9 protein-coding genes are annotated in these 12,927 nt (G+C 55.2%); all 9 read right to left on the bottom strand.

Going from position 1 to position 12,927, the window contains the following annotated elements; all coding sequences use genetic code 11:
* Positions 1 to 375: 375 nt before the first annotated feature.
* The 9 genes from HXW87_RS03940 to atpD all read right to left on the bottom strand — a co-directional run bounded on the left by HXW87_RS03940 (position 376) and on the right by atpD (position 12,919).
* Positions 376 to 2,043 carry a TnsD family Tn7-like transposition protein gene (locus HXW87_RS03940; protein WP_042556882.1) on the bottom strand — a complete coding sequence of 556 codons (1,668 nt, stop codon included), beginning with the start codon at positions 2,041 to 2,043 and terminating at the stop codon, positions 376 to 378.
* 16 nt (positions 2,044 to 2,059) lie between these two features.
* Complete coding sequence (locus tag HXW87_RS03945; protein ID WP_042556883.1) at positions 2,060 to 3,520, bottom strand: ATP-binding protein; 1,461 nt, start codon at positions 3,518 to 3,520, stop codon at positions 2,060 to 2,062.
* Positions 3,517 to 5,685, bottom strand: a complete 2,169-nt coding sequence (locus HXW87_RS03950; protein WP_042556884.1) for a Mu transposase C-terminal domain-containing protein — start codon at positions 5,683 to 5,685, stop codon at positions 3,517 to 3,519. Before HXW87_RS03950 ends, HXW87_RS03945 begins: the two co-directional genes overlap by 4 nt.
* The gene (locus HXW87_RS03955) at positions 5,682 to 6,536 is read right to left on the bottom strand and encodes a TnsA endonuclease N-terminal domain-containing protein (RefSeq protein WP_042556885.1); all 855 of its coding nucleotides are present in this window, start codon (positions 6,534 to 6,536) and stop codon (positions 5,682 to 5,684) included. Before HXW87_RS03955 ends, HXW87_RS03950 begins: the two co-directional genes overlap by 4 nt.
* Positions 6,537 to 6,817: 281 nt before the next feature.
* Positions 6,818 to 8,650, bottom strand: a complete 1,833-nt coding sequence (glmS, locus tag HXW87_RS03960; RefSeq protein WP_239778450.1) for a glutamine--fructose-6-phosphate transaminase (isomerizing) — start codon at positions 8,648 to 8,650, stop codon at positions 6,818 to 6,820.
* Between the two features lie 2 nt (positions 8,651 to 8,652).
* Entirely contained in the window at positions 8,653 to 9,429 is a 777-nt protein-coding gene (locus HXW87_RS03965) for a DeoR family transcriptional regulator (RefSeq protein WP_047297387.1), read from the bottom strand.
* A 158-nt stretch (positions 9,430 to 9,587) separates the two neighbouring features.
* The gene (gene glmU, locus HXW87_RS03970) at positions 9,588 to 10,955 is read right to left on the bottom strand and encodes a bifunctional UDP-N-acetylglucosamine diphosphorylase/glucosamine-1-phosphate N-acetyltransferase GlmU (protein WP_239778451.1); all 1,368 of its coding nucleotides are present in this window, start codon (positions 10,953 to 10,955) and stop codon (positions 9,588 to 9,590) included.
* A gap of 116 nt (positions 10,956 to 11,071) precedes the next feature.
* Positions 11,072 to 11,497 carry a F0F1 ATP synthase subunit epsilon gene (locus HXW87_RS03975; RefSeq protein WP_007954164.1) on the bottom strand — a complete coding sequence of 142 codons (426 nt, stop codon included), beginning with the start codon at positions 11,495 to 11,497 and terminating at the stop codon, positions 11,072 to 11,074.
* A 45-nt stretch (positions 11,498 to 11,542) separates the two neighbouring features.
* The gene (atpD, locus tag HXW87_RS03980) at positions 11,543 to 12,919 is read right to left on the bottom strand and encodes a F0F1 ATP synthase subunit beta (protein WP_007954162.1); all 1,377 of its coding nucleotides are present in this window, start codon (positions 12,917 to 12,919) and stop codon (positions 11,543 to 11,545) included.
* Between the last annotated feature and the right edge of the window lie 8 nt (positions 12,920 to 12,927).

The raw sequence follows: 12,927 nt of genomic DNA on the forward strand, positions 1-12,927 counted from the left end.
CGATTAAAGGTAGGGCTCGAAGAGAATATGCATCCGGGGGCAGTATATATGCAACCCGTCAAATTCTGTATCCGGTATCGATTTGGAAATGATACCCAGCCGCTCAACTTTTAACCGTAGTGAATTCATCTAAGCCCTGCCGCGATCGTACTCTTGAATACAAAACACGTATCGATAACCTGCGCAGGTCAGCCCATGGCAATTGCAAAACTATTTCTGTTGATCGCGGGTTAGTACGTTTTACTTGCTGATCGTGGTCATCCAGCGTATGCCGTAGCTATTCTGGAAGGTGCAAATATTCATTAACAGAAAAATAATGTGTTTACGTTGAATTAAATTCAGAACTTTTTTAGATCGAGGGAATGGCTGGCTGGATTACAGCGTGGGCCGAATGCTCGCGACCCTGTAAAGCGAAGAACGTGATATAGGCTTGCCCTCCGAGAGCAATTTGCTTCTAGCCCATCGCAGACGCCTATCGTGGAAGCCTTCGATTGATTCACATACTTTGTCGAGCATTGCTGCACAGAGAGGAAGCTTGCAGAGCTGCTTTTCGAAGCGAGACAGAACATGAAGCTCCCGGCCAATTCTGGTACGCGAGATGCGGACAGGCTTACCCGCAAGAGCATAAAGCGCTTCAGCACACTGACGGACTTCGCCGGCCAGTCTCGCATCGAGGGCAGCGAACATTTCGGCGCTATTTAGACGGGGCGTACGATGGGGGCTTGGGTTTACAGTTGACTCCGAAAGCCACCGCCTATCGTGGCGATACAGCCACGCATACCCCCTGCATGCATGTGCTTTGTAAAAACGATAATCAGCCTCGAAAGCCGTGCGTCTTGCGCATAGCTCAATGTGAAATCTTGCCTCACTCCAAGCACCTTGCCCGCCGGCTACATTTCGGATGTGACGATAGACATACGCCAATGAAACGCCTAGAACGGCAGCGATCTTTTTGGCATCAGCGCCCTCAAGAGCATGTTTCCACACAGCGGCTGACGAACAGTCCATGCCTTCACCGGGCATCACCGGAGAAAGGCGCGTGTGAAGTTGAATGTGAGCTATCGGACCACACGCCACCGCCTGTTTCACCGGGCGTTGACCATGCAGCAAGTTCACCATGTCAATGCCCAGAGCACCGGCCAATAAAATGTATTTGAGCGGGTGGTGGGAGGTTATTGGCGTACGAAGCAGCTTCGTGACCCACGAGGCGGGTGTACCTGCACGAACTTCTCCGAGTATGGAAAATTCCCATTCTTGCGGGAGTGCGGCAAAAAAATCGGCCATGTGCTGCGCCAGCATGTGCATGTGCAAGCGATGGTTATCAGAGGCAAGGTTAAGCTGCGTTGCCCTTTGTAAAAACGTGTAGCGCACCGCCTCCGCTGACAAAGCACTGACTTCAGACTCGATGACCTGAAGTGAGCGCAACGCTATTTCGTGAAGCGGCGGCATGCTCAGCGACGGGGTATCGAGACGTAACGTGTGAGCTTGCACATTCTCATCACTCGGCAGATTGAGTTGTCGAGAGCTGCGGCTGGACCAGCGAGGATCAAGGATACTAAGTGACGTCCCGTGATGCGGACATACCAGCACGCCTGGAAGCATGTGAACCCTGTGCCAGTAAGCAACTCCCCGTTGGGCCTGATCTTGGGCGATACATTCTGGGCATAACCGCACTCGGGAGGCGAATCCAATACGGCTCGCGTTGACGCCCAGCTTCAACATCAAACCCTTCCCATCGGCAGTCATCAGCGTCCGAGCGTGTTCTACCTGGCTCATAGTCAAAAACGGCGCATAGTAGGGTAATAGCGTGTGACGCATAAGGACCTCGGCTATCGATAGCTCGGTACCGCTGGGTAGCGCGTCGACAAACTCCCCTAAATGACTTGGGAATGCCACATTTTGCGAAAATGCTGCCGCCGATTTCAGGCCGGCAAATGCTGCTTGGCAATTACGAACACCGCAAAGACGGGCATAGCGAGATATCACGCTGTGCAGCGTCTCATCGGGGAACGCGGTGGGGAAGAAATGGAGTTTAAGGTGCACTTCGCCACCCCCCGACTCACGCTTTGTGATACATCGGTGAGAACTCAAACAAGTCCTCGTTGAGCCAGCCCGCAGCTCGCAGAGCATCGAGGGGAGCGTCCTGTTCGCTTAGGGCTTTAGCCTCTGAGTTTTCCACACCAGTTGCAATAGGCGATGGGTGATCCTTCGCAAGAATGGTTGGAGATTGGTCTGCCGGCTTCTCACGGGACACAACGCTTCGAAGCAAGGCGAGGCGATCCTCTCGTGCCAAACCGTCGAAGACCATCATTTCGCTCAGTTGATCCTCAATCGGCAGCAAATCGTCGAACTGCCGCATCCGCTTCGGATCTCGGCTACGCAGAGCTGAAAGGGCTGGCTTTAGAATCTGCATTTTTGAGTTGCTTACCTTCACCAGGACCTCGGCAGTCAAACACTCCGAGCCACTCTGGACCGCATAACGCTGACTCAATACCAGCAGCTTGACCAGGAAATCTGTGACGCCTTGAGTGTGCTCATACAGCGTGTCGAAAATCTCGTCAGTCAGCTCAGCAGTCTGCTTGCACCACTGATAGCTCCAGAGATTTTCGACTAACAACCGCCACTCCTCATCCTCTTTTTCGAATCGTTTGAATTCCAGCGTACCGGCACCACAGACTCGGCGGGCAGTCCGCATGGCTTCTGAGAACAGGCTAATCGTAGAGTTCGTGCCACTGAAAACGACCGGGATACCAATGTTGTTAACCAAGTGCAGAAAGAAATTCAGCATGCTCTCCTTACCACCGGTTTTCGCCAGGTGGAGGTTTTGCAGCTCGTCGATTAACAAGGCGCCGATGAAAAACGTGCTGGCCACCTGCTCCATCTGTTGCAGCGCATCATTGATATTTCGATGCCTGTAGCGCTTGTGATAGTCCTTGTCTCCTAGAGCGTCACCAACCGCATAAAAAAACTGCTGGCAAAATCCAGCCAGCGATCCATCCCGAGGGCAGTCAAGCTTCAGCCAAGTGATTTGGGTATGAACAAACTGCTTTCCCTCATAGCGCTCATGACGGATTGTCTGTGGATAAAGGCTCAAAATGGCGTGGAGTGCCGTCGACTTGCCAATACCGCTCAGGCCGACGACGGTAAACGTTTCAGCAGTGGACTTGAACGCATCGTGGTAACGCTGAGCCCCCGATAAAGAATGCAAATGCCGGACGGTAGCGGGCGACATCGGGTTACGCCCAACATACCCTCGACGGATGAGCAGTGAAAACAGGGCCTCCAGTTCCAGGTGTAACAAAAACGGCTGTACCACGGTTCTTAATCGGTCGATACAGTGAATTCGAGTGGATCCTTCGAGGGTCAGCTCTTTCGGATCCACCGGCTGAGGAAAATTCGAGATCAGCTCAATAGCCGCCGCCTCCGACAATATAGGAGGCAAAGCTTCGATAAGCGGATTGCCCGCATACTCACTTATGTCCTGTTTGACGTAATTGGCAAACGTCTGCGCACCTTTCATTTTGCCTGTCCTGGCCGAATTCTTTTGAGCAAATCGATAACTTGCGCAGTGCGCTCGCCGGCATATGAGTCATGCGCTTTCGGTGTCGATTCAGATTGAAGTGAAGCTGGCTCCGCCCTGACGCCTTCAGGAACAGCCGCATTTTCACGCTCACGGAGACGTTCTTCTGCGCGGTTCTCGCGGATGTTTCCAGTGGCCTCCGCCTTGGTGGGCGGAGCAGGTTCCAATTTTCGTTCTGCGAGCGCATGGCTGATGATCTGGTGGACCTGATCGCTAAGCTGCACACGGCTTTCCAGCTCGGCTCGCCGGTGAGTAGGCGGTTTTTGGCGATAGGCTTCGAGCAGATCAAAAATCTCGTCCGAGCGGTAATTCGCGTAACCGGCATCCGATCGTCGAAGATCACAGCGGATAAACTGCTTGGCCTCTCCCTGGATCCAGATGTGCGCCGCAGAGTTCGGATCGAACCAACACTCTATTGACCAAACGCCCCCTTTGCGAGCCTTGGCAAACCAATCTTTCTCTATGGCCATATCACAAACGTAGTGCATGCCGCGAAACATCACGCCGCCCTTTTGAACGGTCGCGCGCTCGCGCGGCAAGAGATGGAGGTAAACCAGCTCGTCGGGACGTTTGTTGGATTCGATCAGGTCGTTTTCGCAGGCCCAATTCCATATCCCGTTGGGCGTAGGTTCAACACCGTCATTCATCATCGCCTGAGTCAGTCGGTCAGGCTGTCGATGGTGCCGGTTATAGTGGAGCACGCAATTGATGAGGATCTGGGTGAACTCTTTGAGGTTTAGCGTGGCATCGAGCCGGTAATCTCGCTCGCCTCGCTCTTTGTCTCGCGCAGCTACCCCGCCAGGTAGCCATCTGATACCCGTCAAATCATTCAAAATGCCAAACCGACTTTCTACCATAGGCTTCCAATCAGGCCGATAAGGCGGAGCCGTGCCCATCTCAATTCCCAAGCCTGACGATAGCCCCTCTGCTGCCAGTGACAACATCTCTCCCCTGTCGGCGTAAATCTGGTGGGGCAGGTGGTGACAATTCCAATCATCTGAATTGATTTCAACGCCGTTCTGAGCGCAGAACTCGACTTTGGGGGTAAACGCGTTGAACAGCGCTTGCCTCGCCCCGTTCCAACTGGGACCTTCCAATCCTACATAGAGGCCAACAATCATTCCGGAGAAACTATCCACAACGATATAAACTACGGGCCGGCCAATAAGCATCCGTCTAGAGTAGCTATTGACCAAATAAATATCGGCAATAGTTGCGTCGATTTCAAACTGATGACACGGTCCACGCAGCCAATCGCGAACGGTACCTGAAAGCGGACGGCAGTCCTTTAACCACTTCCTCAACCCTTTACGGCCACGCTCGGTTTCAATTTCGTCGAAAAAAATCTGTCCCCAATATCTGAATTGCCTCAGGCTGGGCAGCTCTAAGCTAGGTAGCAAACGAAGCTCTTCTTCACTGTTTTTAGAGATGTCTCGAACCGAGTAGAATCTTCTCAACATTTCGTCATATGCGCTCGAAATAGAAGATTTCTTATCTTTTACATAAAGGGCATATCCAACTCGTATGCATCGTTTATCAACCGCACTGAGCATCTTGGAAGGCGCAGTGAGAACGCCTTGAAACGTAGGTTTTCGCCCTGGAGGCCTACTCGGATCATATTTTCTATCGGCAACTCCTACCGCCGAGTAATTATTAAGTAATGAGTTTCGAACTTGACCATAAAACCAATATCGGTAAAGAAGCCGATAGATCGTTTTTCGCTGAATTCCGAGCTCTGACGCCCGTTTGGTAACAAGCCGGCCTAACTCTCCCCGTACAAATATTTGTCCTGGATATTCAGGATCTAGCAGCGGGGCTATGACCGCCCACTTTTCGTCCCGGCCTTGCTTGGCTCTCTCATCCAGCTGGTCCTCAAGCACAAGCATAAACTCGGGTGTGGTAATGGCTGCTGGTTTCGTGTGACCAGACGCTAACGAACGACGCAACTCTTCGAGACCAATGGCGTAGGGCTGCCGGGGTGGGTCTGCTAGATCTATCACCACAGCCAAGTCATGCGTTTCATCTTGGTAAATGAGCCTAGCTATCGTAGCGATGACCGACAGATCGGTAACAGGCTCAAAAACCTCATTAACGAGGACAGTCATGACATTTTCTCCTTCAACGATCCTTGGACAGGGATCTGGAAAACTTCGAATTCAGGAACTAGACTAGTAAGGTGGAGAGGAGTGTTAATCAAATCTATTTTCAGTACCTTGTTCCAAACCAGATGGAAGAAAATTGCCTGAGCGTCTAGATAAGAGATGGACAGAAGGGACGCTATTTTTCTTAGACAGGTGGCCAAAGTCCACGAATATTCCCGGCTGTTTGCTAGGCACTCGATAAAACTCGAATGCAAAGGGACTTTCATTAAATCGCGAGGGAGCTTCGAGTATTTTCTGATTAGTCCAAGATTTTTTATCAAATCTCGTGTAAAAAATTCATCTGTGACGATTTTCCAATCAACACCTTGGCTTTGCCAAAAGCGCTTTTCAATCTCAAGTTTTTCAAGCGTGCGGTTACTTCCTTTGCCAACTAGGTCGGATCGATACTTCACCGTTCTAGCTACCGACTTAAAGTTTCCGCTCAAGTCCTTAACGGTTAGCAGGAAATCTGTTGTCATTACATAGGGCAGTGTCGTTCTAGGGTATCTGGGATAACGTACATCTATTGCCGACGCTATCGCTTGCGCGCGCTCTGTGGGTAGTAACGGATATTGCTCACGGATATCCACGACGTCTTCAGAAAATTCACACACAAGGAAGTACGAACGCTCGAGATCTGACAGTAGGTGATGAATCCTCTCGATCTTCACACCTTGGATTTTGTGCGAACGACCTATCGACGGGACATCTTGTACCCGCAGCCAAGGCACGTAGCTTGCCCCGGCGCCTTCGCCAAATCCATTTGCAATGTGCCGTTCAATGTCCTGCTGTGATGCAAACTTACGACCTCGCAACCCACGCCTCCTCAGTCGATGCGGACCGCTTCACCTCACGCCGAGAAAAGTCGTAGAAGAACACGACCGCCGTAGCGGCCATATTCAAAGCATTTTCTAGACTACACCCGCAGAGAGTTGAAGCGATGAATCCAGACCAAAGGGAAAGCCTGGAAAGGAAAAACCCCCGTAGATACGGGGGTTTGAGCCTTGTGTCAATCTATGTTCATGAGTGTCAAACTTTATTGTTTTGTGTCAATCTTTATTGTTCAAAGCCAGGGTCAACGTCAGCTGTGGATAACTTATTCCACCGTCACCGACTTCGCCAGGTTGCGCGGCTGATCGACGTCGGTGCCCTTGAGCACGGCGACGTAGTACGACAGCAGTTGCAGCGGGACGGTGTACAAGATCGGCGAAAGGATGTCGTGGATGTGCGGCATCTGCACCACGTGGGTGCCTTCGCCATTGGTCATCCCGGCTTTCTCGTCGGCGAACACGATCAGTTCACCACCACGGGCGCGGACTTCCTGCAGGTTGGACTTGAGCTTCTCCAGCAGTTCGTTATTCGGCGCCACGGTGACCACCGGCATGTCGTTATCCACAAGCGCCAACGGGCCGTGCTTCAGCTCACCGGCCGGGTAGGCTTCGGCGTGGATGTAAGAGATTTCCTTGAGCTTCAGGGCGCCTTCCATTGCCACCGGGAATTGCGCGCCACGACCGAGGAACAGGGTGTGGTTCTTCTCGGCAAACAGTTCGGCGATTTTTTCCACCGTGCTGTCCATGGCCAGCGCTTCGCCCAGACGGGTTGGCAGGCGACGCAACTCTTCCACCAGCGTGGCCTCGATGTCTTTACCCAGCGTGCCGCGTACCTGACCCAGCGAAAGGGTCAGCAGCAACAGGCCGACCAGTTGCGTGGTGAATGCCTTGGTCGAAGCCACACCGATTTCGCGACCGGCCTGGGTCAGCAAAGTCAGGTCGGACTCACGCACCAGCGAACTGATGCCCACATTGCAGATTGCCAGGCTGGCCAGGAAGCCCAGCTCTTTGGCGTTGCGCAGCGCGGCCAGGGTGTCGGCAGTTTCGCCGGACTGCGAGATGGTGACGAACAGGGTATCCGGCTGCACCACCACCTTGCGGTAGCGGAATTCGCTGGCGACTTCGACCTGGCACGGGATACCCGCCAGTTCTTCGAGCCAGTAACGCGCGACCATGCCGGCGTGGTAACTGGTACCGCAGGCGACGATCTGCACATTGCGCACTTTGGCGAACAATTCGGCAGCCTGTGGACCGAAGGCCTGCACCAGCACCTGATTGTTGCTCAGGCGACCTTCGAGGGTGCGTTGAACTACGGACGGTTGCTCGTGGATTTCCTTGAGCATGTAATGACGGAATTCGCCCTTGTCGGCGGCTTCGGCGCCATCGCTGTACTGCACGGTCTGGCGCTCGACGGCGTTGCCGTTGACGTCCCAGATCTGCACGGTATCGCGGCGAATTTCGGCGATATCGCCTTCTTCCAGGTACATGAAGCGGTCAGTGACCTGGCGCAGGGCCAACTGGTCGGACGCGAGGAAGTTCTCACCCAGGCCCAGACCAATCACCAACGGGCTGCCACTGCGCGCGGCGACCAGACGATCCGGCTGTTGTGCGTTGATCACGGCCAGACCGTAGGCACCGTGCAGCTCTTTGACCGTAGCTTTCAGCGCAACGGTCAGGTCAGGCTGATCCTTGAGTTTGTGGCTCAGCAGGTGCGCGATGACTTCGGTGTCGGTGTCCGAAGTGAACACGTAACCCAGCGCTTTCAGTTGCTCACGCAGAGCTTCGTGATTCTCGATAATGCCGTTGTGCACCACGGCGATATCGCCGGAAAAATGCGGGTGCGCGTTACGTTCGCAAGGGGCACCGTGGGTGGCCCAACGGGTGTGGGCGATACCGAGACGGCCGGCCAGCGGCTGTTCGGCCAGCGCGGTTTCCAGTTCGCTGACCTTGCCCGGACGACGCATGCGCTCGAGCTTTGCGTCGTTGGTGAAAACCGCTACACCGGCGCTGTCATAGCCGCGGTATTCAAGGCGCTTGAGGCCTTCGAGCAGGATGGCGGTGATATTACGTTCAGCAACTGCGCCGACAATTCCACACATGCTTATTTCTCCTGACTGACAGCCGCGCAAATCACGGTGATACCGCGGGCCTGAATCTGATCGCGGGCCTCTTGTGGCAGGCGATCATCGGTAATGAGGGTATGGACGCTGCTCCACGGCAGCTCCAGGTTGGGGATCTTGCGGCCGATCTTGTCGGCCTCGACCATCACGATCACTTCCCGCGCCACTTCCGCCATCACCCGGCTCAAACCGAGCAACTCGTTGAATGTGGTGGTACCGCGCACCAGATCGATGCCATCGGCGCCGATAAACAACTGGTCGAAGTCGTAAGAGCGTAGTACCTGCTCGGCCACCTGGCCCTGGAAGGACTCCGAATGCGGATCCCAGGTACCGCCGGTCATTAGCAGCACCGGCTCGTGCTCGAGTTCGCTCAAAGCGTTGGCGACATGCAGGGAATTGGTCATGACGACCAGACCCGGCTGCTGGCCCAGCTCGGGAATCATGGCGGCGGTGGTACTGCCGCTGTCGATGATGATGCGGGCGTGCTCGCGAATGCGTTTGACGGCAGCGCGGGCAATCGCCTGTTTGTATTTCGAAACGCTCTGGCCGGGTTCAGCGACCAGCTCCTGCGGCATGGTGATCGCCCCGCCGTAACGACGCAGCAACAGACCATGGCTCTCAAGTGCTGCCAGATCCTTGCGGATCGTAACTTCCGAAGTTTCGAAGCGCTTGGCCAGTTCATCCACACTGACTTCGCCCTGCTCATTGAGCAAGGCGAGAATGTTGTGGCGGCGCTGGGGTGTATTACGTTTCGACATGGCAGCTTAAGTTTCGTTTCGAAAGATAACGTAAGCAATCAAAACCTATTGCCGTTCAATCGTCAAGCTCAGGCCATAAAAAAATCGCAGCCCCCGGCATCCTCTATAGGAGCTGCCGAAGGCTGCGATCTTTTGATCTAAAAGCAGCTGTGGATAACTCAGCTCTTCTTGATCTTCTCCGGCCGCTTCCAGCCGTCGATATTCTTCTGCCGCGCCCGACCCACCGCCAACTGCGCGTTAGCCACATTCTGGGTAATGGTCGAGCCAGCCGCAGTGGTTGCCCCGGACGAGATATCCACAGGCGCGACCAACGAGTTGTTGGAGCCGATGAATACATCCTCGCCCAACACGGTTTTCCATTTGTTGGCGCCATCGTAGTTACAGGTGATGGTGCCGGCGCCAATGTTGGTCCGTGCGCCGATTTCCGCGTCGCCCAGGTAGGTCAGGTGCCCGGCCTTGGCGCCCTCGCCCATGCGCGCGTTTTTCAGTTCGACAAAGTTACCCACATGCGCGCGCGCTTCCAGAATAGTGCCCGGACGCAAACGGGCGAACGGACCGGCATCGCTGCCTTCACCCAGCACCGCACCTTCGATGTGGCTGTTGGCTTTGATCACCACGCCTTTGCGCAGGGTGCTGTCCTTGATCACGCAGTTCGGGCCGATTACCACGTCGTCCTCGATGACAACCTTGCCTTCGAGAATCACGTTGACGTCGATCAGCACATCGCGACCGACGGTGACTTCGCCCCGCACATCGAAACGCGCAGGATCTCGCAGGGTCACGCCTTGCGCCATCAGGCGGCGGCCGGCGCGCAACTGGTAATGCCGCTCCAGTTCCGACAGTTGCTTGCGATCATTGGCGCCTTGCACTTCCATCGGGTCGTGCGGCTGCTCGGTGGCCACCACCAGACCATCGTTAACCGCCATTTCGATCACGTCGGTCAGGTAGTACTCGCCTTGCGCGTTGTTGTTTGACAGGCGGCTCATCCAGTCGGCCAGGCGATTGGCCGGGACAGCGAGGATGCCGGTGTTGCCTTCAGTGATCGCGCGCTGGGCTTCGCTGGCATCTTTGTGTTCGACGATGGCAGCGACCTTGCCGTCAGCCCCGCGCACGATGCGGCCGTAACCGGTCGGGTCTTCCAGCTCAACGGTCAGCAGGCCCATCTGCCCCGGTACGACGTGCTTGAGCAGACGCTGCAGGGTTTCGACTTCTATCAACGGCACGTCACCGTAAAGGATCAGTACGGTTTCAGCACTGATGAACGGGACCGCTTGAGCCGTGGCATGTCCAGTGCCCAATTGCTTGTCCTGCAGGACGAAATTCAGGTCGTCAGCCGCCAGACGTTCGCGCACCACGTCGGCACCGTGGCCGATCACCACATGAATGCGCTGTGGATCGAGCTGCCGTGCACTGTGGATAACATGCCCAAGCATGGAGTTGCCGGCAACCGGGTGCAGCACTTTGGGCAACGCCGAACGCATACGGGTGCCTTGACCGGCCGCGAGAATAACGATTTCGAGAGACATACTGGCTACCAATCCTGGGCGGTCAGCAACTGCGACCGGGTTGTAAAAATCGGAAAAGAAAAAAGGGTAGCCGAGGCTACCCTTTTTTATCAATCGCACAACAAGTGGCTGACGGATTAACCGCCAAACTTCTTGCGGATCTGCTGGACGGTGCGCAGCTGAGCTGCAGCCTCGGCCAGACGTGCGGACGCAGCTCCGTAATCGAAATCTGCGCTCTTCTCGTGCAGAGCAGCTTCGGCAGCCTTGAGGGCTGCTTGAGCCTGAGCTTCATCCAGGTCGGCGGCACGTTGCACGGTATCGGCAAGCACCTTGACCATGTTCGGCTGAACCTCGAGGAAACCACCGGAGATGTAGAACACCTCGGCTTCCCCGCCTTGCTTGATCAGGCGGATCGGACCTGGCTTCAGATTAGTGATCAGCGGCGCGTGACCCAGAGCGATACCAAGATCACCCAGTGCACCGTGCGCAATCACCATCTCGACCAGGCCGGAAAAGATTTCCCCTTCCGCGCTGACGATATCGCAATGGACTGTCATAGCCATCTGATTGCCTCAACCTAAATTAGCGCCCGTTGCCGGGCGCCGGGATTACAGTTTCTTGGCTTTCTCGATCGCTTCTTCGATGCCGCCAACCATGTAGAACGCTTGTTCTGGCAGGTGGTCGTAGTCACCGTTGAGGATGCCTTTGAAGCCAGCAATGGTGTCTTTCAGGGAAACGTATTTACCCGAAGCACCGGTGAAGACTTCAGCCACGAAGAACGGCTGCGACAAGAAGCGCTGGATCTTACGAGCACGGTTTACCAACTGCTTGTCGGCTTCCGACAGCTCGTCCATACCCAGGATCGCAATGATGTCCTTCAGCTCTTTGTAGCGCTGCAGCACGTACTGAACACCGCGAGCGGTTTCGTAGTGGTCGTTGCCGATCACGTTCGGATCCAGCTGACGCGAAGTCGAGTCCAGTGGGTCTACCGCTGGGTAGATACCCAGGGAAGCGATGTCACGGGACAGAACGACGGTGGCGTCCAAGTGGGCGAAGGTGGTCGCTGGCGACGGGTCAGTCAAGTCGTCCGCAGGTACGTATACCGCCTGGATCGAAGTAATCGAACCTTGCTTGGTCGAAGTGATGCGCTCTTGCAGCACGCCCATCTCTTCAGCCAGAGTCGGCTGGTAACCTACTGCCGAAGGCATACGGCCCAGCAGTGCGGATACTTCAGTACCGGCCAGGGTGTAACGATAGATGTTGTCGACGAACAGCAGAACGTCGTTACCTTCGTCACGGAACTTCTCGGCCATGGTCAGGCCGGTCAGTGCTACGCGCAGACGGTTTCCCGGCGGCTCGTTCATCTGACCGTAAACCAGGGCCACTTTGTCCAGAACGTTGGAGTCCTTCATCTCGTGGTAGAAGTCGTTACCCTCACGAGTACGCTCACCCACACCGGCGAACACGGAATAACCGCTGTGCTCGATGGCGATGTTACGGATCAGTTCCATCATGTTTACGGTTTTGCCTACACCGGCACCACCGAACAGACCGACTTTACCGCCCTTGGCGAACGGGCAAACCAGGTCGATAACCTTGATGCCGGTTTCCAGCAGCTCATTGCCGCCAGCTTGTTCAGCGAAGGAAGGAGCGGCGCGGTGGATACCCCAGCGCTCTTCTTCGCCGATCGGGCCAGCTTCGTCGATCGGGTTGCCCAGTACGTCCATGATCCGGCCCAGAGTCGCTTTACCGACCGGTACGGAGATGGCTGCGCCAGTGTTGTTGACGTCCAGACCGCGCTTCAAGCCTTCGGTCGAGCCCATCGCAATGGTACGTACCACGCCGTCGCCCAGCTGCTGCTGAACTTCCAGAGTGGTTTCGGCGCCTTGAACCTTCAAGGCGTCGTAGATGCTCGGTACGCTGTCGCGTGGGAATTCCACGTCGATAACGGCGCCGATGATTTGAACGATACGTCCGCTACTCATAGCTGGAT

Origin of the sequence: Pseudomonas sp. Y5-11 (assembly GCF_022368695.1) — a bacterium.
In the GTDB taxonomy this organism is placed as follows: domain Bacteria; phylum Pseudomonadota; class Gammaproteobacteria; order Pseudomonadales; family Pseudomonadaceae; genus Aquipseudomonas; species Aquipseudomonas parakoreensis.